Source organism: Halalkalibacter okhensis (assembly GCF_000787375.1).
Classification (GTDB): domain Bacteria; phylum Bacillota; class Bacilli; order Bacillales; family Bacillaceae_D; genus Halalkalibacter; species Halalkalibacter okhensis.
This window is the reverse complement of the sequence record NZ_JRJU01000002.1, coordinates 74902-97906: the sequence shown is the minus strand read 5'-3', so window position 1 is coordinate 97906 and position 23005 is coordinate 74902. Positions and strand designations below refer to the sequence as shown.

The window sequence follows — 23005 nt, the reverse complement described above, 5'->3', positions numbered from 1 at the left end:
CGTTATGTAAGCGTTTTAAAAAAGATACAATGAATTTGTAGCTAACAGAAAAAGAAAAGCTAGAGAGCTACGAATTAACAAAATTCAGTACATCAGCATCAAATGTAAGCCAACAAAAAATTGTTAGGGGGAAATGAAATGAAACGTTTTTGGTTAAGCGCTATGTTACTGGTAGCTATAACAATACTAGTAGTAGGGTGCTCATCAGGCTCTGATGAAGCAAGTAGTGATAGTGGAAATGGCAGTGACGCTGATGGGGACGTGGTTAACTTAACTCTATGGCACCCACAAGGAGATACGCAAGATGCATATACAGAAATTATTGAAGCGTTTAATGAAGAATATGCAGGACAGATTCATGCGGATCTAGAGTTAGTACCAAGAGGGAGTACGTATGCCTATGAAGATAGAATTTCAGCGGCAGCAACAAGCAAAACATTGCCAGATTTAGTGGCATTGGATGGTCCTAACGTGGCAAACTATGCCGATGCAGGAATTATCCAACCGATTGAAGGACTTGTAGACGACTTAGATGATTTTGTAGATTCGATTATTACGCAAGGAACGTACGACGGTCAGCTGTACACATTAGGTGCAACAGAATCAACTGTGGCATTGTTCTATAACGTAGAAATGCTAGCCGATGCGGGGATTGAACCACCGAAGACGTTAGAAGAAGCTTGGACATGGGATGATTTCTATGAAGCAGCTCAGCAATTAACGGATAAAGAAAACGGAATTTATGGAGTTAACTGGACGCTAGATTATGGTGAGTGGATTATATACTTCACAGGACCAACGGTATGGAGTAACGACGGTAGCTTTATTGCTGAAGATGGCTCAACGGTAGATGGTTACATTAATAGCCCTGAAACAATTGAAGCATTAGAATTCTTACAAAAATTCACAACAGAAGGTCTAGTAAACTTACAGCCAACACCAACTGAATTTGAAGATGGAAACGCCGCAATGATGTTAATGGGATCATGGCAATGGGCTCAACTGCAAAATTACCCAGAAACAGAATGGGGAATTACTTATTACCCAAAAAGTCCTAATGGAGAACAAGTTTCACCGTCTGGTGACTGGAACTGGGGTATGTCTACGAATACAGAGCATGTAGAAGAGTCTGCTATACTTCTAAACTATATTTTAAACAAAGAAAATGTTATTAAAATAGCAAGGTCAGATAATAAGCCAGCAGCCCGAATTTCTTCCTTCGAAGAAATGACAGAGTGGGATGAAGAACCTCTTAACGTTCTAAAAGATCAAGTGTTAAATACAGCCCATCCAAGACCATCAACTACTTCTTACCCTGTCTTATCCTCAAGATACGGTCAAGCGGTACAGAATATCTTTCTTGGTGGTGACGTCAAGACAGAAATCGAGCAGGTAGTGGCAGAAGTAGAAGCAGATATTGCACGAAATAATTAATCATTTTAAAAGGCAATCGATTGTGATTGCCTTTTAAAAGTAAAACAAGGTGGTAGGAACATGTTGAATACAGATGTGGGAAAAAATATGAACCCTGTAATGAAAAAGAACAAAGGTCAACTGACCTACAAACGACAACAGAAAATACTGGGAGTGTTATTTTCATTACCAGCCTTAGTATTGATGTTTACCTTCTTAATCTTGCCGGTAATTTTAGCCTTCACGTACAGCTTTATGAGCTACAATATGTTAAATCCAGACGGGAAGACCTTCATAGGATTAGATAACTATGTAAGGCTATTTCAAGACCAGATCTTCTTTACATCATTGAAAAACACGCTTTATTTCACCGTACTCGTTGTTCCACTTCAATGTGGTGTGGCGCTAGTCTTAGCCATTTTAGTAAATAAAAAAGTAAAAGCGGCCTCACTTGGAAGGGTGTTTTTCTTTAGTCCAGTTGTAACCTCGATGGTAGTCGTAGCGATTCTGTGGACGTTCCTCTTTAACGTGGACAGTGGATTAATTAATAGTGTGTTAAATGTATTTGGCATCCCGAATCAACCATTTTTATTAAGTCCAGATCAGGCGATGAATTCAATTATTTTCATGTCCATCTGGCAAGCTGCGGGCTTTCAGATGATGATCTTTTTAGCTGGGCTTAAGGATGTACCGGAGACATTGTACGAAGCGGCAGACATTGATGGAGCTAATGCATGGCAGAAGTTTCGTAACGTAACCCTTCCGTCTATCCAGCATGTAACAGGCTTTGTGCTCATCATCACAACAATCCAGGCATTTCGTCTCTTTATTCAGCCGTATGTCATGACGAATGGTGGACCTAGTAACTCTACGAAAACACTCGTATTTATGCTTTACGAGAATGGATTTCAATTTCGAGATGTAGGGTATTCCTCTGCCATTGCTGTTGTGTTTTTCCTTGTAGTCATCATTACGTCATTGATTTTAAAGAAAATATTAAAGCAATAAAGGGGGATCTATACGATGACACAACGTACAAAAAAATGGTAAATAAAACAGCTACCACGATTCTCATTCTCTTACTCGGTTTCATGTTTATCGCCCCGCTGTTGTGGATGATCATGGCTTCTTTAAAACCAGAAACAGAAATATTTAAAGATATGGGCTTTGGAGCGTTACTTCCTACCCACTTAACTTTTGAAAATTATTCGACGATTCTATTCGAAAGTAGTATAAATTTCTTTCATTATATGAAAAACAGTTTAATCGTTGTAGGGATGATCGTTATTTTTGGTACGATAATCAATTCCATTTGTGCCTATGCCCTTGTTAAGCTGAAGTTTCCGGGCAGTGACTTAATTCTTATTATCATCATTGCACTTTATGTTGTTCCGTTTGAAAGTGTTCTCATTCCACTTTATATTGTTGTAAATAATCTTGGTTGGATTAATACGTACCCAGCCCTTATCGTTCCTTTTCTTGCATCGGCCTTTAACATTTTCCTATTTCGTCAATTCTTCTTAGGCTTTCCAAAGGAACTGGAGGAAGCAGCGCAAATTGACGGGGCCTCACCGTTCCAGACTTTTGTTCGGATTGTTGTGCCTAACTCAAAGCCGGTATTTGCGACAGCAGCAATTTTGACGTTCGTCACACAATGGAGTGATTTCATGTGGCCATTGATTGCAGCGACGGATCGCTCGGTTCAAACGGTACAAATTGGAATTCAATATTTATTTACGGATAACAATGTTCAATATGGTCAAATCATGGCTGCGTTAACGTTAACAACGATTCCTGTCATTTTAATCTTCTTGTTCTTCCAACGTTACTATGTGCAGGGGATTACTTCTAGTGGTGTGAAAGGCTAATGCTAGTAGGAAATAAATCATTTGTAGAGGTGCTTTATTATGTATAGTGAACAGTTTCGACCGCAATTTCATTTTAGTCCTAAGGAAAACTGGATGAATGATCCGAACGGACTTGTGTATTACAAAGGTGAATATCATTTGTTTTACCAGTACCATCCCGACAGCACGATTTGGGGACCGATGCACTGGGGGCATGCTGTAAGTAAGGATTTAATTCATTGGGAGGAGCTCCCGATTGCCCTATATCCTGATGAATTAGGTCAGATATTTTCCGGTAGTGCAGTTGTCGATAAGGACAACACAAGTGGCCTGAGAACATCGGAGGAAGAGGATGTGATAGTGGCCATTTTTACCCATCATGGGGAGGATAATGAGAAACAGAGCATCGCTTACTCCAACGATAGAGGAAGATCGTGGACGAAATACAAGGAGAATCCGGTCATTGCTAATCCAGGTATCAAGGACTTTCGTGATCCGAAGGTGTTTTGGCACAATGAAACAAACAAGTGGGTCATGTCACTAGCGTGTGGAGATGAAATTCAGTTTTATCGTTCGCCCAACCTGATTGAGTGGGAGTTTCTTTCTTCTTTTGGGAAGAAGTACGGTGCCCACGGCGGTGTCTGGGAATGCCCTGATTTAATTGAGATGGAGGTAAAAGGCGAAAACGAAAAAAAATGGGTGTTAATCGTCAGCATTAATCCGGGTGGGCCAAATGGTGGGTCCGTTGTGCAATATTTCATCGGAGACTTCGATGGCAAAACCTTTACGTGTGACGATTCCAATGAAACGGTTCGTTGGGCAGATCCTGGCCGTGACTTTTACGCTGCGGTTTCATGGAGCAATGTGGAAAAGCCCGTATGGATTGGTTGGATGAGCAATTGGCAATATGCTAATGAAGTCCCTACCTCTCCGTGGCGAAGTGCTATGTCTGTTCCTCGTGAGATAAGCCTTGCAAAAATGAGCGAAGGATATAAATTAATTCAGAAACCGATTAAACAACTAGAGCAACTGAGAGTGAACGAACCTAATAAGGAAACTAATGTCGTTGTCAATGAAAGCCATTCATATACATTGCCAAAGGTTGGCTCCTTAGTAGAGTTAGATCTCCAAGTCAAGGAAACGAAAGCAGAAACTTGGGGTATCCGAATCAACCATGGAGATAAGAACAATACGGACATTACCTTTCATTTGAAAGAAAGTGAGTGGGGAATCGATCGTACGAACAGCGGATTAGTTGATTTTTCTGCGGCATTTCCAAGTGAAGATGCTGCATCACTAGTTGCCGATCAAGGTGTTCAAACTGTAAAAGTCTATCTTGATACGGCATCGTTAGAAGTGTTCCTCAACGATGGGGAAAGTGTTATGACAGATATTATTTTCCCAACAGAAAATGATGTAAGCATTCAATTGTTTGCAGCAAACGGAGAAGTAGTTTTTCAGAAGGTAACTGTAACAGAGCTAAAAGGAATCTGGTAAAAGAAAACAAGAAAGCAGGTCGGAGCAAATGAATTTATGGGATGGGAAAGCAGCAAAAACACTTAATAAACTAACGAATATTGTCCTTTTAAACTTGCTTTGGCTATTGTTCTCCATCCCTGTCATTACCATTGTGCCAGCAACAGTGGCAATGGCAGGCGTTGTGAAAGCGTGGCAACTTGAGGAAGAAGAGAAAGTATTCCGCCCATTTATGCATTTTTTTGTAAAAAACTTTAAGCGAAGTTTCTTCATCGGTGCAATGTGGTTAATGGTAGGAGCTGTGTTGATAGTTGACCTGCTTTTATTTCTATCGATTCCTCATAATTTCTTAAGAATGGTATTAATTACAGTAACTAGTTTCATTATTTTATTATATCTATTTACAAGTGTATATATCATTCCGGTGATGCTACATGAAAACATAACAAAAGTAAAACCGCTTCTAAAACGCGCATTCATCCTATCATTCTATGATTTACCTGTATCCTTCTCGGTGGTACTTATTACGAGCTCGGCTGTTGTTCTTGTGCTTTTAGTACCAATAACGTCTATTTTTATTGGAGCACTAACAGCTATGATTATTCATCGATTTTGTTACCGGACTTTTTCTAAGGGCAAAATAATCGAAGTAAGTCAGGTAAATCTTTGAATGTACAAAATGGTCAAATGGGACATAGAGTTGCAATCGAGCCATGGGCGGTAAAAATATAATTCAACCATTTAGGGAGTAGTGAAGGAGGTTTTTATGAAGAGTGGGGTTATTACACTAGGTGAGGCGTTAATCGATTTTATTCCATTAGACAAAGAGAATATGACTTACCAAAAATGTCCTGGTGGCGCGCCTGCCAATGTAGCGGTTGGATTGGCAAAGCTGCAGGTACCTACCAAATTTGTAGGGAAGGTCGGTAATGACGTGCTCGGGCATTTTCTAAAGGAAACATTAGCTTCCTATCAAGTAAATACTACGAATATGTTCTATACCAATGAAGCACGGACGAACGTCGTTTTTGTTACATTGGCCGATGATGGAGAAAGAAGTTTTGAATTCTTTATTCGTCCAAGTGCAGATATGTTACTTGCAGAAGAGGATATAGAAGAAAGAATTTTTACCGAGACAAAAATCCTTCATTTTGGTTCAATTTCTTTGATCGGTGAGATTTCCAATGCAGCTACGTGGAAAGCGGTAAAATTAGCAAAAGAGAATGACATGATTGTTTCATATGATCCCAATCTCCGGTTGTCATTGTGGGATAGTGAAGAGCAGGCTAAGCAAACCATCACCTCGATGCTTCCATTCGTAGATATCGTAAAAATATCAGAAGAGGAGTTATTCTTTATTACTAGGAGTAAAAGCTTTGAAGAAGGCTTAGAGGCCATCACTGCCTACAACATTCCCGTTGTCGTTGTGACGTTAGGGGAGAATGGCAGCTACATCTTGATTAACGGGGAGAAGAGCCATGTCCCTGCCATGAAGGTTAATGCAGTAGATACAACCGGTGCCGGCGACGCCTTCGTTTCTGGATTACTCTATGGTTTAAACCAATTTGACAAATCTCTTTCCGAATTGTCGATGGGGGAGTTAAAGCGAATGGCCGAGTTTGCAAGTATTTCTGGGGCGTTAGCAGCCTCCGTCAAAGGCGCAATGACAGCTCTGCCGAAAGTAAAGGATGTTATGAAGTATATGGAGGGAAGCAAACAAATATAAAATTTAAACGATGAATGGTAGTAATATTCTTAGAATAGTAATTAAAACCTTTAATTAAATATGCAATTCGGTTTCAGTTGAGTTGATAGAGGCGTCTGTATTAGACGCCTATTCGTTCTGTTTTCCTTATAGGAAACAACGCTTTCACTCGCTAATGCATTATGGGAGCGAGTGAAAAGTCGCGGTCAACTAACTGAACTCCAGTTGCCTTTGAAAGGTTCTTCGCTTGTTTCGTGAAATATATGGGGAGGTACTCTTTTTTTAATATCTTAAAGCCCAAGACTTAGGAATTAAATCATGAAATTAATCTAACTAACTCAACTTTCGCAAGCTGAAATAGGCAGGTAACCCTTGATTTAGCTAATCAGACCCACAACCCATTCTGCAATTGACTTTTGATCACTCTTTGTATTCGTTTAGTGTTTTGTTTTAGGAGATCCTCAAGTGTGTGTTTAAAATGGACAAACTGGTGGCACCGCTATCTTCAGCGGAAGAAATGCCGCGTAGACTCCCGCGGGAACTAGAGGCAGAGCCGAGATCCACTGGCGTAGCCAGTTAGCTCGGCGCCTCCCCGCAGGACGCGGAGCGAGCATTTCTGCAGCGATCGGTCGAGCTCCGGATTCGAGCTTTTTTTTGCGTGGTTCTCGTCACTCAATGAAACGTCAGGGTGAGATGTTTTTCATAGGTAACGTATTGTCAAGGAGCAAACTTTAATGTCACAAGCTCTTAGATACCTTACATTAATTAGGGATTTATTGGTGCGAAAGTTGAGTAACTAAATTAATAAAAAAAACGGCGAAAATTAAAAAGGGAAATTAGTTGGGACTATAGAAGTATGTAAAAAAGTTATTGTTCATAGCAGGACAAGTATGTGTAAGTTATTATAATTGAAACAGCAACGAGGAGGAAGTATGTCTAAACAAATGAAGGCTGCCATTTTAATAGAGCCAGGAAAAATTGAGTTGCAAAATAGAAATATCCCCATCCCAGCAAATGATGAAGTACTAATTAAAGTAAAATCAGTTGGTTTGTGTGGATCTGATGTTCATTACTATCAACACGGTCGTATTGGTAATTTTATTGTAGAAAAACCTATTATACTAGGACATGAATCTTCTGGTGAAATAGTTGGAATGGGTTCAGAAGTTAAGCATTTAAAAATAGGACAAAGAGTAACGGTTGAACCTGGTGTGACGTGTGGTCTATGTGAGTACTGTAAATCAGGAAAGTACAATCTATGTCCAGAGGTGAAATTCTTGGCAACACCACCATACGATGGCGCTTTTTGTGAATATATTGCCATTCGGTCAGATTTTGTATTTCCGATTCCTGATGAGATGTCATTTGATGAAGCAGCCATGGCTGAACCGATTTCTGTTGGTATCCATGCGATGAAGAGAGGAAGATTACAGGCAGGAGAAACGGTAGTTATCATGGGGATGGGGCCAATTGGTATGTTAAGTGCAGTAGTTGCTCACTTGTCTGGTGCTACCAAGGTCATAGGTGTAGATTTTGAAGAATCACGTCTAGAACTATCCAAAAAGATGGGTGTAACAGATACTGTAAACTTAAAGAATGAGAATTTAGCAGATAGAATCGCTGATATTACAAGTGGAAAAAATGTGGATCTGGCTTTGGAGACAGCTGGCAATGCGAAGGCATTACAATCTGCCCTTACCTCAGTAAAAAGAGGAGGAAGAGTGGTCGTTGTTGGGTTACCTCCAGAAGATATTGCTACTTTAAATATTAACGAAATTGTTGGAGGAGAAATCGATTTATTTGGAGTGTTTCGCTATTCCAATACCTATCAAACGGCAATTGATATGATTTCTCAATGTAAAGTAGCAGGAATTGATTTGAAAAATATGATGACACACTATTATTCTTTGGATGAAACAGAAGGAGCATTTGAAAAGGCAATATCAGATAGAACAAATGCAATTAAAGTTATGATAAGACCGTAGGAGCATGTGGACAAGTTGGTGACCCAGCTTGCAACAACGAAAGAAGCAAGAGATTTCTTGCTTCTTTCGTTTCCTTATGCCCCACATGAACACACTACTATGAAGGGTTACTCAGTACAAATCCTTTGTAAATACTCTCTAATTTCTTTTTCGACCATTTGATCGTTATATAAATGTGCATAAATGACCGATTCAAATACTAAACCGTGGATGTAGATTATTAACGAATTTGCGCTTTCTTCAATATTGGTCGATTTCTTCATATATCCATGATTTATAAGCGTTTTAATGATATCCTTCGCAAAATTAAGATGTACTTCTCGAAACCCTTTTTGTTGCTCCTGATATTCCTTGTTCATTGTAGCCATAATCGAAAACTTTACCCAAATATCATTCTCAATTCGTTCTTCTTCAGTATTCACTTGAACAATCTGTTTGACTGTTCGAACGGCGTTTTCAAAAACCTCTTGATTTTGTATGACCTTTTGCATTCTTTTTTCGAACCTTTGGTAGATCACATCCATAGCATACATATAGATGTCTTTTTGTTTTGGAAAAAAGTGTTGAACAGAACCTAACGATAGTTCTGCTTCTTTTGCAATTTCTCGTAAAGTTGTTTTTTCAAATCCATAATGATGAATGCAGCGAAACGTTGCTTCGACAATTTGATCTTTTCTTTCAGCGTGATCTACTATTTTAGGCATATGTAAACTCCCTTGATTTTTTAAGTCAGTTGTATTATAATCTTTTTAAGTCGATTGACTTATTTAAGAGAAAGGTGGTGCTTCTATGGAAAATGTGTTTCTTCAGTATGTGTTTATTTTTTTTGTGAGTATGGTCCCTTTCCTAGAAGTATTTCTAACGGTACCAATGGCCATCATTGTTTTCAACTTTCCGCCTATTGCCGTACTAATCGTAGCCATTTTTGGGAACGCAATGAGTGTGCTATTATTTATCCTTTTTGGAGCCGAAATGAGTAAATTCTTTTCTATTATATACAATAAACTTCGCAAAAAGGCACAAAAGCCGAAGGAAATTAATCCTCGAATCAAAAGAACCTTCGAACGGTTTGGAGTAATCGGAGTCTGTTTTATGTCCTCTATTTTGGTTAGTAGCCAGATTGGTGCCTTTTCCATGACAACACTTGGAGCCAAAAGAAGCCAAATCTTTATCTGGACGAATCTAGGCGTGTGTGCGCTGGCCATAACAATGGCTATACTATCTGTCATGGCAGAAGGGTTTGTGACAACATTGGTTAATTTATAGTGAAATTATAGAATAGATCTTTTAGTAGAACAACTGTGAGGGGGAGGGAAGGTGGGTTAGTTAAATTAAATAGGAAGCCCATCAACATAGATAAGCCTATGCATTGTGCATAGGCAATGTTGGAAGGTGGAAGGTAGGTATGTTTCTAAGATAAATTTGGTCTAACTCTATGTTTAGTAGCCTGTTCGTATGCATAGGCCATTCCAATTAGTTTAGCCTCGCTCCACATTTCCCCGAAGAAAGCAAGGGCAAAAGGAGATCCTGTACTATAATAACCAGCTGGAACTGTTATTAGTGGTAAGCCGGTAATGTTTATTTCCGATACGGTTGTTGATGCAACTAATTCTACTTCACGCTCTGGTATTGGCTTCGGCATTTGAGGATAGACAAAACCGTCTAGTTGAAATTCCTCCATCACATCTTCAATGTATTTCAAGAGAGTCGTCTTGACTTCATTAAACTCTCTTAAATCAGGTAATTCACTTGGATCTTTGGATGCCGTTTCATCGTTTAAAATATCCGAAACTAAGGCAAGCGGACCATTGTCTGCCCACGGAACTTCACCAACTTTTTCAAATACGTTCTTAATAGAAAGTGTCTTATCCTCAGGGTTCAGATTTTTTAGATATTTCTCTAGATCGTAGAAGAATGTTTCCATGCCAATAAAGCTATTTTTTGACCCCATATATTCAGCAAAACCTTTATCTTTAAAAGGGTCTAGCACTACTTCTGCACCAAGACTCTTTAATTCCTTAATAGCCTGATTATAAAGTGCTTCTGTTTCTTTTGATAGTTCTTCATTACGCCAACCAAGTCCGTATAATCCTAAACGTTTCCCTTTTAAAGAAGTTTTATCAAGAGAAGAATAGTATCCTTTTTCAGGAATATTTCCAATTGAATCAGATGTTTTAGGATCCGACTCATCATAACCGGCAATTACTTCAAGTAGAGCGGCTGCATCTTGAACAGTTCGAGCGTGTGGTCCTAAGACATCTCTAGTAGTTCCTGCAAGTGGTGTTACTCCAGTTGTCGGAATTAACCCAAATGAGGGTTTAATTCCAACTAGTGCTTGTGCTGCAGCTGGAACTTGAATAGAGCCTGCAGTTTCTTCAGCGATACCAAGCACACAAAAATTACCCGATACAGCTGTTGCTGTACCGCTGCTGCTACCTCCTGGTGTTAAAGTTCTGTCAACGGCATTGAATGTGGGTCCTTTCCAGCTGGAGTTTGAGTTGTAAGCACAACTAAATGGAGGAATATTCGTTTTTCCTAATATAATTGCACCAGATTCTTTTAATCGGGTAATAATGGTTGCGTCATGAGAGGGAATGAAATCAATTCCACCTGCCTTCTTACTTAGAGGAGCCCAACCAAAAGTTGATGGATATCCCGCAATGTCAACAGCTTCTTTAATGACAATTGGAATCCCTGCTAATGGACCAAGTTTCTCTCCAGTCTGACGCTTACGATCAATCTCCTTTGCTTCTTCAAGAGCGTTTTCGTTCATAAAGGTAAATGCATTGTATAAATCTTCATAGTGTTCAATTCTATTAAGAAATGATTGAATAACCTCTACTGTTGTATACTCCTCTTTTTCGTACCCTGCCTTTAGATCATTGACTGTCACTTCTTCAAAAAGAAATCTTTGAGTCGCATCTTGTACTAAATTTTTGTTCAACATAGACACCCTTTCAAATGTAGTTTTCACGTAACGAATGCAATAAAAAAGCTAAACTGTCCCTCCTTTATTTCAAATACGAACGTGTAATGGAATTGAATTGATGGAAACTATTGCTATATTCAGAGTAGCACATAACATTTAGTAGAAAGGTATAGAAAATTTCTATGTTAAATTACTTTTCATAACTTTTTGTTTATATTAAGGAAAGTAGTTTAATTGTTGGGTCTCATCCAGTATAGTCGGAGAAAGAAAGGAGTATTGAATATGGACTTGGAAAGTTTAAATTCTTTTCTGGTAATAGCAAGAGAAAAAAGTATATCCAAAGCTGCCAGTTTGCTTCATGTTACTCAACCTACCCTAAGTTCTAGAATTAAAAATCTTGAAAGTGACCTTGGCTTGAAATTAGTTAATCGCGATTGGAAGGGGATTCAATTAACGACAGAAGGTTACTACTTTGTTATATATATATCCAAGCTATTAAACGATTTAGATGATGTTTCGATGGTGTTAAAGAATATAAAAAATAAAGAAGACTCACAGAAATCCTTCTATGCAGTTACAAATACTAGTAGATTGCGAATTGGAATTGACTCGTGGCTTGCACCTAGTTTTTCTATGGAAATCCTAAATGAAGTTCAAAAAGCTTCTTGTGTAGACTATCAAATCATTACTAGGCCGAGTGCTACAATTGAAGAATTATTAAGGTACGGAGTGATTGATATGGGATTTTTCTATCACTATGAAGGAGGAAGTCAGTATGATAGTTCTTATCAACTTGTTGATGAGATGGTTCTTTTATTTCACTCCAAGTATGGTTCAATATCAGAGGACCTAGCTGAACTAGATTTTTTAAGTGAAAAACCATTCCTTTTATTCGATAATCCAGTTCTTGTATATCATCGTAATTTATCTAGTATGCTAATTGAACAGTTTAACATAGAGCGATTTCAAGTGGTTGATGATATTAATGTTATGATCAATACCATTTCCCTTGATCAGGCTTATACAATAGTGCCCAAAACGAGTGTTTTACACTTAATGAGGTTATTTGATTTGAATATTATGCCGATTAAATATTTTGAGTTGGGTGATCAGGCAGAAAAAGTTATGATAAAAATGGCTTATAACAAAGACAGTGAGTTCGATACAACTTTGGAAAGTATGACAAGAAATATTCACCAAGAACTTGTAGCTAATTACGGAAAAAAATGAGCTGAATAAGCATGAAGTTGCAAAGTGTATGATTTGTGCCTGTCACTACCCGAAGTATGTCGACATAATCGACGAAATACGGGTGGTGCCAGGCACTTTTACTAATTTATTTCTCTTTCGTTTGACTTGGCTTATTTTTGATCATTTTTAATGGTGCTCTTATGAATGTATCTTTCCAATCTGAGAATGGAGCAGTAGGTATAACGTAAGAGGAATGCAAACTTGTTAATTTTGAAATTTGGATTACGATTAAAGTAACACCAGCGATTAATCCGAAATTCCCCAATATACCAGCAAGAAAGATTAATCCAAACCTGGCTAATCTTATTGACGCACTCATAATAATATGAGGAACGACATAGGATGCCATGGCAGAAATCGCGACAATAACGATGAGGATATTACTTGTAAACCCTGCTTGTACCGCCGCTGTACCAATAACAATCCCTCCAACAATACCGATCGTTTGTCCGATCTTTGTAGGTAATCTCGCACCAGCTTCTCGTAATAGCTCTATCGTAAATTCCATGAGTAACGCTTCGTAAATAGGTTGGAACGGGACTTTTGCTCTAGATTCGATTAAGCTTAGTAAAAGATCATTAGGAATCATTTCATAATGAAACATAGTAATGGATACATATAGTGCAGTAAAAGTCAAAGTGATGAATAAGGCAATGTAACGTAAAAATCTAGATGCGGTTCCTAATATCCATCGTTGGTTATAATCATCTGGAGATTGAAAATGCTCCCAAAAGGTTGTCGGTGCACAAAAAGCATAAGGGCTACCATCAAATAATCCAACTACTTTTCCTTCTAATAATTTGGAAGCGACGACATCGGGTCGTTCAGTCGTTAAGTATTGTGGAAACAAAGAGAAGGGATTTTCATCAATATATTCCATGAGCATGTTTAAATCATGCAGTCCATCCACTTCAATGGAGTTTATTTTCTCTCTTACATCTGAAATGTGATGATCAGGAGTTATTCCCTCAATATAAATTACATTCATTTTTGTATTCGTTACATATCCAACTTGAAGGTTTAGGACTTTTAATTTTTCCGATTGAATTCTTCTTCTGATACAGGATAAGTTCATCTCAATTGATTCAACGAATGCTTCACGCGGTCCAACAATAGACGTTTCAATTTGTGCTGCACTTATATCCCTTGTTTTTGGTGTGTAAAGGTTGATCAGATAGATGTTTTTTCTTTTATAAAAAATAGCAGCATTCCCAGCTAATATTCCTTTTATAATGGTCTTTGTATCTTTTGCTTCTTGATATTGAAATCGATTTAATACATCCATTACTTCACTTTCACTTATTTTCGATAAGGGCTGTAATACATCTTGTTCAAGTTCTTGTGTTCCAACTAAGTGATCAAAATATAAAATGATAATATTCAGTTCGGGAAACGTTCTAGTAGTTAGATCATCACAAGGATGTAATTTCTTTTTTACTTCATCTAATAAAGTCATTTGTAAATACATGGCTTGTTCCTCTTCAATAGACTGTCATTTTCCTAATTTCCCCACAATATTTCAAAATATGCAGTGCGAAGGAAAATTATTGAAAGGTGATGGGTGCAACATGCTTCCTGAGTGAGGAGACGTTTAATTTTAGAAATACTTTATGATTAGTTTTTTTTTATGTATTAAACTGAACAATTCGACATATTATTTGTTGATTAGCGATTGCCAATCTTTCATAAGGGGGAGTTCATTTGGCGGTTATTCAGACAAATGCGAATGGTAGGAAATTGCTTGCTAGGTTAATTAGGGCAGAGGCTGAAGGTGAAGGCGAATTAGGTATGTTACTTGTAGCAAATGTTTGTGTCAACCGTGTGCGAGTAAGATGTTTGGATTTTGTTGATATTAATACGATTGAACGAATGGTTTGGCAATCACCCGGAGGATTTGAAGCAGTTCATTTTCCTTATTTTTATCAAAGAGCGAGAGAAAAAGAGATACGATTAGCCCAGCGAATTATTAACGGAGAAAGACATCGTCCCGCTGAATTTGCTTTGTGGTTTTTTCGACCAGATGGGCCATGTCCAGAACAATGGTGGGGGCAATGGAACTCAGGGCGTTATAAGCAGCACTGCTTTTACATCCCTATTGAATCAGATTGTCCAGATGTTTATGGAGTATTTTAACAAGGGTTAAAGCATTGAACTCCGCCTTTCCTTGATTTCTATTGTTTAAGTGCCTGTCACTACCCGAAGTATGTCGACATGATCGACAAAATAAGGGTGGTGACAGGCACTTTTACTAATGCTCAATTTATTAGAAAAAGAGGCGGTTCATGTGAGTATAGCAAAACCCGTTCTTATTGATGCAGATACTGGGATTGATGATTCATTGGCGATCGTTCATGCGTTAATGGCTAAGGATCTAAAGGTAGAAGGGATCACAACCGTATTCGGGAACACGACTGTCGAACAAGCAACAGAGAATACGCTCCGGATTATTCAATACGTGAACCCAGGTTATGACGTTCCGGTTGTAAGTGGTGCAGCGAAACCTTTATTACGTCTTTGGGATGGCCCTGTCCACCAGGTTCATGGTCTTAATGGAATTGGCAATGTCGAACTGCCGAAGACACATCAGAAACCAATTGAGGAAATGGCAGCCGAATTCATTGTGAGAAAAGCTAACGAATTTGAGGGGGAACTTTCATTAATTACACTTGGTCGATTAACAAATATTGCAGAAGCGATCGCCATTGACCCATTATTGCCTACTAAATTTAAAGAAGTCATTGTCATGGGAGGTGCTCTGTTTGCTCCGGGTAATATCGCGCCTAGATCAGAGGCTAATTTTTATGGCGACCCAGAGGCGGTACAGATTGTGATTCAATCAGGAATGCCGATTACGATGGTGGGCCTTGATGTAACGATGAAAGCTCGATTGACGAGGGAGCAGGTAAATAACACTTTAAATACTTGTCATCATGATACCAAACATGTAATTGACTATATCCAGCACACATTAGAGCACTATTTTGCTTTCTATGAAGAAGCAGAACAGTTTAAGGATGAGTGTCCACTACATGACCCATTAACTATTTTAGTTGCTAGAGATCCAAGCCTCGTTACAAGAGAATGTAAAAAGGTGAGGATTAATTGTGACGATCCCGTAAGTCCAGGATCTGTTGAATTAGATCTTGTCACAGGCACGGAGATAAGCATTTGTTTGGATGTTGAAAGAGAGCGTGCCGTAACGACATTATTATCTGTTTTTCATAAAAAAAGGAGGTTCATATGAGAACTATTACTGAAATGAAAGAAGAATTACTAGCTTCAAAAGGGCAGGGCTCAGCCGATTTAGTGTTAGTGAATGCAAAAGTGGTCTTTATTCACACAGAAGAAATTGTGAAAGGGTGTGTTTACATAAAAAATGGCCGAATAATCGCGATCCATCAAGACCATTGTTTAAAGGCAAATGACGTATTTGATTGCGAAGGTAACTATGTCATTCCTTATGATTTGTGCCTGTCACTACCCGAAGTATGTCGACTCGACGAAATACGGGCGGTGCCAGGCACTTTTACTAAACACCGTGCATTTTAAAGAGTTACTATTTAAAATCGGAAAGTTACATGATCATGATTTAGAGAGAGTATTGTCAGCAATACGAAAATATTTTTAATTTATTGTGTATGACGAAGTGAACGGTTCACCGGTATCATTGCATGAATGTTAGATTAGATACTCACAAGTGTTGATACATCAACGTTTGTGAGTTTTTTATTAAGTGATTGAAATAGGTAAGGGGAAGCGTGGCTAAAGGAATTGAGCTGATTGATGAATTGTCTCCTGTGATCCAATAGGAAGATTAATCGGTAAAAAATCGATGTATACGATCCAAAGGTGGCGGTATTGGGAACAATGAATCGTTAGTAGAAGCAATTAAGATGGTTAGGGGTTATCAAAGTTACAGGAATATAATGACTAACAAATAAAAGTAACATCTCTGGCTCTTCAGTTTTTCTGGAGAGCTTTTTAGGATGTGAGGGGAAAGTTTTTGTGCTTCTTTATAATAAAAAGAAGCAAGAGTCCTTTGGCTTCGCAATCTTGAGTATTTCTTCTTGTAAAAATCAATACTTAATAACCACCTACCTTCTAACAATCCAAGAATTCCCTCATTTCTTGCAATAATAAGTAATTTTACCTGTTGTAATAGTTGTAATAATAGACAGGTAGTGGAGGTAGACTTATGAAGCTTAATATGGAGCAGCGGCGGATTGTGGAATTGGAGCCGAGTGGACATATGATGATAAAAGGGGTTGCGGGGTCAGGAAAAACAACGGTTTCGATACGTCGGATTTCATTTTTGCATCACCACTATTGCCATGAAAATGACGATAATATATTACTTGTGACCTATAATAAGACGTTACTTAATTATATTAAATTTCAATATCAAAAAATTGAAGAAGACGAGAAAGATATAGAGCAATGGTTTCAACCGAATAGTGAAATTGAGATTGTGACAATTGATAGCTTGATGTATAAATACTTCAAGAAGCATCAAGAAAGAATGAATGTGAAATACAAAACAGCTTCATCGACGATTGAACATCAAGTAATTTTAAAGGCTATTCATCAATTAAAAGAAAAGTATCCAAATAATAAAATTTTCACTCCGAAAAATAGTAACTTTCTACGTGATGAGGTCACGTGGATCAATGCATGTAATATACCGGATGTAGAAACGTATCAAAACGTTGACCGAGTGGGACGAGCAACAGGTGGGAGTGGGACACCACAAAAGTTAACGAAGAACTCTGAAATACGTGCAGCGATTTTTGAACTAATGGAAGCATTTAATTTGCTTCTTGAATAAAATGGGTACATTACTTTTAAAAGAATGAATCTTCTTGCTTTGCAAGAGGCGCAGCAAATGAACCATGGGAAGTACACACACATTATCATTGATGAAAGTCAAGATTTAACGAAAGTACAACTCGAATTCCTAAAATGCATTTACAATTTCGGGTGGTGACAGTCACTTTTACTTTGTGTTTGCTTATTAAGGTGAAATAATTGATGAAGGAAATGGTTAAGGGAGAAGGTTAAATCATAATTTGGTGAAATGGTAGGGGAGTCCTGTATTTCTATAGGCTCAATTAATTTCACTTCCAGAAAAGCTACATACTTTCTATATTGTTATATAATAATTACAACTAATAAATAATCTACAGGGTAATAGGTATATTTGTTGAAGAAGTGTAAGGAAAGAAGTATTCGCTAAAATTCCAAGATAGGTATTTACTAACAACAATAGGGGGAAGGGACCTTGAATAAGATACGAAACGGGGCATGCTTATTTCTGGGAAGGCTCTTATCTAAGTTCCACAATAAGCTTATAGTAAACTTTTTGATTATTTCCGTAATTCCAATTCTTATCGTTGGGTCTTTATCATTTATTCTTTCATTCAATATATCAAAAGAGAGAATATTAGAATCTGTATCATACACAAATAGTCAATTAAATTCATCGCTGGAAAGTAGATTCAACCAGATGGAGAATGCTTCTAGTGTTGTAAAGTATTATTTGTATATGCTCATTCTCCAACCTACGAATTCCACTAGTGAACAGCTAGAAAGATACAGTAACATTCGAAACAACATATCTAATTTACAGAATACGTTCGAGTTTGCGAGTATAAGTGTGTATACTCACGATAAATTTTTGTTTAGTAGCGAAGGAATTACTTTCTTTAAATTTTCCAACCTTGATCAAAGAGGGATCTCAATCGATGAGATCGTTCCTGTAAGTAACCAAATACAATGGGAACTATTTTTGGAAGTTAAAGAGCCATTTGTTATTCATAATTCAAGAAGGCCTCAAGATTATATTTCTGTTTATAATTCCTTTAAAAACAAAGATAGTGAATCTTTAGACTATGTATTTTTTGTTGATATACCTGTAGACGAAATAACGACTCTCCTATTTGAAAGCATTCCTGATGATTCGGTTTCTAGATTAATTGTAAATCAAGAAGGGAAAGTTCTTGTTCATACTGATTCGACCTTTGAACAGGATACGCTAGATGAAGTAATTATGACTCAAATTAAAAACAATAATGGAGTGATATTTGAAGAGCGGGGGAATTACTACATAACTTCTTATAATAGTGTTACAAATTGGTTCACTGTGGCTGAAGTTCCAAAAAAATATATAATGAGTAACTCAAATATATTAATCAACATCTTACTTGTAACAGTATTATTAGTTATTATAGCAGCTATTATTAGTAGCTTATTTATTTCCAAAAACCTTAGTAGAAAAGTAATGGATTTAGCTCAATCATTAACTAAAGTTAACTTTAAAGGGAACTCAAAGAAAATTGCTAATATAAAGAGCATGGAAAAACCATATAAAGACGAGTTTGATCAATTGGTTGATATATTTAATGGTATGATAAACAAAATCAATCTGGATTTTGAACATATTTTAGACATGAGCAAAAAAGAAGAGAAGATGAAGTACCAGTTGCAACAACTAAAAATTAACCCCCATTTTTTATATAACATTTTGGACTCGATAAAAACATGTCAACAACTTGGAAGAATTGAAGATGCAGAATTAATGATTTCAAAATTAGCTAGATTTTATAAACTCATATTAAAAAAGGGAGACGAATTAATTACGATCCGCGACGAAATTGAAATCACTACATTATTTTTAGAGATTGAAAGTATTAGTAAGAAAGGTTCATTTTCATGGGAGTTTTTCTTGGACGAGTCTATCGAAAATTTTTTAATACCAAAGTTTACATTACAACCAGTCGTAGAAAATGCAATCAAACACGGACTATCGAGTTCAAAAAGAAAGTTGTTATTAAACATTGTTTGTCAATTTGAGGAAGACGAAATAATTATTATAGTGGAAGACAATGGAATAGGTATAACTCAAAATAAGCTTGCAGAAATTGAAGGTATTTTAAGAAATAATTCAACAAAAACCAAAGAACATTTTGGTTTATGCAATGTAAATATGAGAATACAAATGTACTCTCAACGCGAGCAAGGGCTGTATCTTTCTAGCAAAGAAGGAATAGGTACAACAGTAACGATTAAATTTGAGCAAATGTTATCTGATGATTTTATCGAAAGTTTATAAAGAATGGGTGAATTTAGATGCAAAAAGTAATTATCGTAGATGATAATATTACAACAGCTGAAGGAATTAGGGAGAGTATAGATTGGGAAAGTGTCAATGCTACTGTTTTAGATATATTTTCTAATGGTAATGATGCCCTTGCAATGTTGCAGAAAAGAGACATTGATTTAATAATCTCTGATGTGAATATGCCAGACTTGAATGGAATTGACTTTGCAAAGTTGGCTATAGATATTCAAACACATGTGAAGGTTATATTTATTAGTGCTTATAGCGAGTTTGAATATGTAAAAGAAGCAATAAGATTAGATGTTTGCGATTATGTAGAAAAACCTATAAATTATTCTTATTTATTGGAGGTAATTGAGAAGACATTACAAAGGGTTAAGGACGACAGAAAGATAATTGATGATTTGAAGAAGAATCGCTTCGATTTAATTCAAAAGTATTTATTGGATTTAATACATTCTACTCCAGATTACGGGCAACATTTTTTACTTGAACAGGGGAAATATTTGAATATAACCTTAGATGAAAACTTTTATCTATGTACAGTTATTGGCTTAAATAATGTGGAAGAAATAATAAATGAATTCGGAGTGGAGCGGTATCATATATGGAGTTTAAATGCGATCCAAAATATTAAGAAATATTTGCGGGATAAATATCTGTTTTATTATTGTACAAGTGGTAATAGAATCATTTTAATTCTAGGTTCAACCACTAAATTCAATAAACACTTATTACATGAAGAATTCCAAGAGTGTTATAGCCGCTTGTTTAATGAAAACTTTAAATTAACTATTGGTATTGGAAGTATGGTAGATAGAGTTTGGGATCTTGCAAAATCATACCAAAATGCAGAGGAAGCCTTAGAAAGGAAATTTTTATTTGGCGAACAAATTATTTTTGATATTAGTGATATGAAAAAAGAACATTCTTCACCATTAATAAACACAAAAGAAGACGAAGACCTTCTAATTAAATTGGTGTCATCTAGAAGTCCGGGTAATATTTATAGTTTTTTTAATAAGTTAGAAATGAAATGGGCAGAAAATAATTATTCCAAATTAGCCATTAGTTCTTATGTGCATCTGATACTTGCCAGGCTTATGAAGTTTACATATGACGTTGACATTGAAGATAAAAATATCTTAGGGCGCGTGAATCAGTTAATCCTACAGTTAAATGATTATACGTCAACAGAACAAATTTGTAATCATTTATCTGAAATATGTATATGGATTTGCGAGGGGCTTCAAGAATCGGTAGATATCTATCACAGACAACTTTCGGAACTTGTTATCGAATATATTCACAGTAATTACCACCTTCAAGATTTAAGTGTGAGTAGTATTGCTGAACATGTTAATTTAAACTTATCTTATTTGGGTTCGGTATTTAAGAAATATAAATCAACAAGTATATCAAAGTATATCCTGGAAGTTAGAATGGAAAAAGCGCAAGAACTCCTTCATAATACTACTTTGAAAATTAAGGATATTAGTGAAAAGGTTGGTTACACTAATCAGTATTATTTTAGTGCTTCATTTAAAAAATATTATAACCTTACGCCATCAGAAATTAGAAATAATAATGTCCCTTTGTAAGAGTTAAGAGGTTGTCTCATAAGGATCTGACCCGATCGAGAGGTGCAGTATATGTACTTTCTTTACAATAGAGCACACAGTGTATGGTGTGATAGGGGTCCGAATCTTGTTATGAGACAGCCTCATTTCTATTTTCTAACATCTAGAAATTTTATAAATAAAAAGAAGAAAAATCGTATTTGTTTTTAGTCTTATTAATCTTATACTCTGTGTATGGATATCCAAAAAAACAAATGGAAGCGCTTCAAAAAAGGGGAGGTTAATATGAAAAAGTTAGGTCTTTTATTAACGGCGTTTTTTCTTTTAGTGCTAGTTGGTTGTACAGGTGTTCCTAATAATTCGGAACCGCAAACTAACAATGCTGAAACAAGTGGTGATACATCAGATGGTTCGATAACGCTTATGACGAATGATTCAACAAGACCTGGGTGGGATCAGTTTCAGGAGAAAGTAGAGAGTGCTACAGGTGTAACACTTGATGTTGTTGTGAGTCCTTCTAATCCTGATGATATGGTAGCAAGAATGACAACAACTCTTTCATCAGGTGATAGCAGTGTAGATTTATTTCATGTTAACGACGAATTAATTACAGCATTTTCAAGAGCAGGATTTTTAGAACCATTAGAATCCAATGTAATGACTGACGATATAGTTAATAATTTTGCTGAACAGTACATCGAGGATATCCCTTCTTATGAAGGCAGCATTTACTCAGTTCCTAGTTATTTGGAAGTTCTCGCCTTTTGGGTCAATCATGAATTATTAGCTGAGAATAATATGGGTATTCCTACAAATAAAGATGAATTTTTAGAGTATGCACATGCTGTGACGAGTGGGAACACTTTTGGTTATGGCGGTGCTTGGGAACGTACTTATGTATTTAATGAAATTGGAACTTTTATTAACTTATTTGGTGGTGATTATTTCGATTGGGAAAATCCAAAGACCCAGGAAGCACTTCAATTTATGTATGACTTAGCGCATGAATATGAAGTTACTCCAGTTGCTCAGTTAGCAGATATTTATGATCCAATGATTCAGAAATTTATTGATGGGCGATATGGGATGCTATTTATGTATTCAGGAGCTATTCCCACTTTTGAAGAGGCTGGTATGTATGGCCCAGATAAATTAGATATTGTACCTATGCCAACATTTGAAACAAATGATGCCTACATTGCTTCTTGGCACCATGTATTAAATGCATCTTCAGAGAAAAAAGTTGACGCAATCAAAGTATTAGAATATTTAGCTAGTCCAGAAGGCCAGGAAGCGTATAGTGAAATGTCTGGAAGATTACCGGCACGACTAGATGTAATCAACGACCCTAACTTTGAAGCACAAGGATTAGAAAGTATCAAACAATATATTGAGGATAGTGAACTTCGTGGAAGACCTCTTGTTCCTCAATCAATGGAATTTGTCAGTGGTATTGGAGGGATATTCCAAAGATATATTACAGATGAATTGACTTTAGAAGAAGCCGTTGCTGAGGCTCAACAAGAAATCGAACGTCTTGCTCAGTAGTTTTTAAAGGAGAGGGAATTTCCCTCTCCGCTAAAAAGGAGGGTGGGGAAAATGAGTAATACTTCTATCCGCTTAAGGACACCGAGGAAAAAAATACCCAGACATCTGGTATGTCGTTCAAATGGAAAATCGCTTGGTTCTTAATTTTTCCAGC

General features: G+C 36.8%; 20 protein-coding genes. 17 read left to right on the top strand and 3 right to left on the bottom strand.

Annotated elements, in window-relative coordinates:
- The first annotated feature begins 138 nt into the window (after nucleotides 1–138).
- The 7 genes from LQ50_RS02190 (at nucleotide 139) to LQ50_RS02160 (ending at nucleotide 8426) form a co-directional block, all read left to right on the top strand.
- A complete protein-coding gene (locus LQ50_RS02190; protein WP_034625626.1) occupies nucleotides 139–1434 on the top strand; it encodes an ABC transporter substrate-binding protein in 1296 nt (431 codons plus the stop codon).
- 60 nt (nucleotides 1435–1494) lie between these two features.
- Nucleotides 1495–2421, top strand: a complete 927-nt coding sequence (locus LQ50_RS02185) for a carbohydrate ABC transporter permease (protein WP_237563625.1) — start codon at nucleotides 1495–1497, stop codon at nucleotides 2419–2421.
- A 113-nt stretch (nucleotides 2422–2534) separates the two neighbouring features.
- Nucleotides 2535–3281 carry a carbohydrate ABC transporter permease gene (locus LQ50_RS02180; RefSeq protein ID WP_237563624.1) on the top strand — a complete coding sequence of 249 codons (747 nt, stop codon included), beginning with the start codon at nucleotides 2535–2537 and terminating at the stop codon, nucleotides 3279–3281.
- A 39-nt stretch (nucleotides 3282–3320) separates the two neighbouring features.
- The gene (locus LQ50_RS02175) at nucleotides 3321–4757 is read left to right on the top strand and encodes a glycoside hydrolase family 32 protein (RefSeq protein WP_052144536.1); all 1437 of its coding nucleotides are present in this window, start codon (nucleotides 3321–3323) and stop codon (nucleotides 4755–4757) included.
- A 28-nt stretch (nucleotides 4758–4785) separates the two neighbouring features.
- The gene (locus tag LQ50_RS02170; protein ID WP_034625621.1) at nucleotides 4786–5406 is read left to right on the top strand and encodes a YesL family protein; all 621 of its coding nucleotides are present in this window, start codon (nucleotides 4786–4788) and stop codon (nucleotides 5404–5406) included.
- A 96-nt stretch (nucleotides 5407–5502) separates the two neighbouring features.
- The gene (locus LQ50_RS02165) at nucleotides 5503–6462 is read left to right on the top strand and encodes a carbohydrate kinase family protein (protein WP_034625619.1); all 960 of its coding nucleotides are present in this window, start codon (nucleotides 5503–5505) and stop codon (nucleotides 6460–6462) included.
- Nucleotides 6463–7373: 911 nt separating this feature from the next.
- Entirely contained in the window at nucleotides 7374–8426 is a 1053-nt protein-coding gene (locus tag LQ50_RS02160; RefSeq protein ID WP_034625617.1) for an NAD(P)-dependent alcohol dehydrogenase, read from the top strand.
- Nucleotides 8427–8533: 107 nt separating this feature from the next.
- Here the strand turns inward: LQ50_RS02160 and LQ50_RS24210 are convergent, their stop codons facing one another.
- Nucleotides 8534–9130 (bottom strand): TetR/AcrR family transcriptional regulator, encoded by a 597-nt coding sequence (locus tag LQ50_RS24210; protein WP_052144535.1) that lies wholly within the window; start codon nucleotides 9128–9130, stop codon nucleotides 8534–8536.
- Nucleotides 9131–9215: 85 nt separating this feature from the next.
- Here LQ50_RS24210 and LQ50_RS02150 point away from each other — a divergent pair, with 85 nt between their 5' ends.
- Nucleotides 9216–9692, top strand: coding sequence for a small multi-drug export protein (locus LQ50_RS02150; protein WP_034625615.1), 477 nt, complete (start codon nucleotides 9216–9218; stop codon nucleotides 9690–9692).
- 145 nt (nucleotides 9693–9837) lie between these two features.
- On the opposite strand, the gene LQ50_RS02145 is transcribed toward LQ50_RS02150, so the two are convergent.
- Complete coding sequence (locus LQ50_RS02145) at nucleotides 9838–11373, bottom strand: amidase (protein WP_034626028.1); 1536 nt, start codon at nucleotides 11371–11373, stop codon at nucleotides 9838–9840.
- A 264-nt stretch (nucleotides 11374–11637) separates the two neighbouring features.
- On the opposite strand from LQ50_RS02145, the gene LQ50_RS02140 reads away from it, so the two are divergent.
- Nucleotides 11638–12585: a LysR family transcriptional regulator gene (locus LQ50_RS02140; protein ID WP_034625613.1), complete on the top strand. Its 948-nt coding sequence runs from the start codon at nucleotides 11638–11640 to the stop codon at nucleotides 12583–12585.
- 106 nt (nucleotides 12586–12691) lie between these two features.
- Here the strand turns inward: LQ50_RS02140 and LQ50_RS02135 are convergent, their stop codons facing one another.
- Complete coding sequence (locus tag LQ50_RS02135; RefSeq protein ID WP_034625611.1) at nucleotides 12692–14074, bottom strand: spore germination protein; 1383 nt, start codon at nucleotides 14072–14074, stop codon at nucleotides 12692–12694.
- 233 nt (nucleotides 14075–14307) lie between these two features.
- Here LQ50_RS02135 and LQ50_RS02130 point away from each other — a divergent pair, with 233 nt between their 5' ends.
- The 8 genes from LQ50_RS02130 (at nucleotide 14308) to LQ50_RS02100 (ending at nucleotide 22851) form a co-directional block, all read left to right on the top strand.
- Nucleotides 14308–14739, top strand: coding sequence for a cell wall hydrolase (locus LQ50_RS02130; RefSeq protein WP_034625609.1), 432 nt, complete (start codon nucleotides 14308–14310; stop codon nucleotides 14737–14739).
- A gap of 151 nt (nucleotides 14740–14890) precedes the next feature.
- Nucleotides 14891–15850: a nucleoside hydrolase gene (locus LQ50_RS02125; RefSeq protein WP_237563622.1), complete on the top strand. Its 960-nt coding sequence runs from the start codon at nucleotides 14891–14893 to the stop codon at nucleotides 15848–15850.
- Nucleotides 15847–16155, top strand: coding sequence for a hypothetical protein (locus LQ50_RS02120; RefSeq protein ID WP_034625607.1), 309 nt, complete (start codon nucleotides 15847–15849; stop codon nucleotides 16153–16155). The genes LQ50_RS02125 and LQ50_RS02120 overlap by 4 nt, the downstream gene beginning before the upstream one ends.
- Before the next feature lie 646 nt (nucleotides 16156–16801).
- The gene (locus LQ50_RS02115) at nucleotides 16802–17431 is read left to right on the top strand and encodes a UvrD-helicase domain-containing protein (RefSeq protein ID WP_052144533.1); all 630 of its coding nucleotides are present in this window, start codon (nucleotides 16802–16804) and stop codon (nucleotides 17429–17431) included.
- A 24-nt stretch (nucleotides 17432–17455) separates the two neighbouring features.
- The gene (locus tag LQ50_RS25915) at nucleotides 17456–17590 is read left to right on the top strand and encodes a UvrD-helicase domain-containing protein (protein ID WP_272913693.1); all 135 of its coding nucleotides are present in this window, start codon (nucleotides 17456–17458) and stop codon (nucleotides 17588–17590) included.
- Between the two features lie 294 nt (nucleotides 17591–17884).
- Nucleotides 17885–19714, top strand: a complete 1830-nt coding sequence (locus LQ50_RS02110; RefSeq protein WP_034625605.1) for a sensor histidine kinase — start codon at nucleotides 17885–17887, stop codon at nucleotides 19712–19714.
- Nucleotides 19715–19731: 17 nt separating this feature from the next.
- Nucleotides 19732–21324, top strand: coding sequence for a response regulator (locus LQ50_RS02105; RefSeq protein ID WP_034625602.1), 1593 nt, complete (start codon nucleotides 19732–19734; stop codon nucleotides 21322–21324).
- Between the two features lie 264 nt (nucleotides 21325–21588).
- Nucleotides 21589–22851, top strand: a complete 1263-nt coding sequence (locus tag LQ50_RS02100) for a sugar ABC transporter substrate-binding protein (RefSeq protein WP_052144532.1) — start codon at nucleotides 21589–21591, stop codon at nucleotides 22849–22851.
- Nucleotides 22852–23005: the final 154 nt, after the last annotated feature.

Coding starts and splice junctions, on each gene's coding strand:
- LQ50_RS02150 (WP_034625615.1), top strand. CDS start 9,216: ATGGAAAATGTGTTTCTTCAGTATGTGTTTATTTTTTTTGTGAGTATG.
- LQ50_RS24210 (WP_052144535.1), bottom strand. CDS start 9,130: ATGCCTAAAATAGTAGATCACGCTGAAAGAAAAGATCAAATTGTCGAA.
- LQ50_RS02180 (WP_237563624.1), top strand. CDS start 2,535: ATGGCTTCTTTAAAACCAGAAACAGAAATATTTAAAGATATGGGCTTT.
- LQ50_RS02105 (WP_034625602.1), top strand. CDS start 19,732: ATGCAAAAAGTAATTATCGTAGATGATAATATTACAACAGCTGAAGGA.
- LQ50_RS02170 (WP_034625621.1), top strand. CDS start 4,786: ATGAATTTATGGGATGGGAAAGCAGCAAAAACACTTAATAAACTAACG.
- LQ50_RS02165 (WP_034625619.1), top strand. CDS start 5,503: ATGAAGAGTGGGGTTATTACACTAGGTGAGGCGTTAATCGATTTTATT.
- LQ50_RS02185 (WP_237563625.1), top strand. CDS start 1,495: ATGTTGAATACAGATGTGGGAAAAAATATGAACCCTGTAATGAAAAAG.
- LQ50_RS02120 (WP_034625607.1), top strand. CDS start 15,847: ATGAGAACTATTACTGAAATGAAAGAAGAATTACTAGCTTCAAAAGGG.
- LQ50_RS02135 (WP_034625611.1), bottom strand. CDS start 14,074: ATGTATTTACAAATGACTTTATTAGATGAAGTAAAAAAGAAATTACAT.
- LQ50_RS02100 (WP_052144532.1), top strand. CDS start 21,589: ATGAAAAAGTTAGGTCTTTTATTAACGGCGTTTTTTCTTTTAGTGCTA.
- LQ50_RS02145 (WP_034626028.1), bottom strand. CDS start 11,373: ATGTTGAACAAAAATTTAGTACAAGATGCGACTCAAAGATTTCTTTTT.
- LQ50_RS02115 (WP_052144533.1), top strand. CDS start 16,802: ATGAAGCTTAATATGGAGCAGCGGCGGATTGTGGAATTGGAGCCGAGT.
- LQ50_RS02175 (WP_052144536.1), top strand. CDS start 3,321: ATGTATAGTGAACAGTTTCGACCGCAATTTCATTTTAGTCCTAAGGAA.
- LQ50_RS02160 (WP_034625617.1), top strand. CDS start 7,374: ATGTCTAAACAAATGAAGGCTGCCATTTTAATAGAGCCAGGAAAAATT.
- LQ50_RS02190 (WP_034625626.1), top strand. CDS start 139: ATGAAACGTTTTTGGTTAAGCGCTATGTTACTGGTAGCTATAACAATA.
- LQ50_RS25915 (WP_272913693.1), top strand. CDS start 17,456: ATGAATCTTCTTGCTTTGCAAGAGGCGCAGCAAATGAACCATGGGAAG.
- LQ50_RS02140 (WP_034625613.1), top strand. CDS start 11,638: ATGGACTTGGAAAGTTTAAATTCTTTTCTGGTAATAGCAAGAGAAAAA.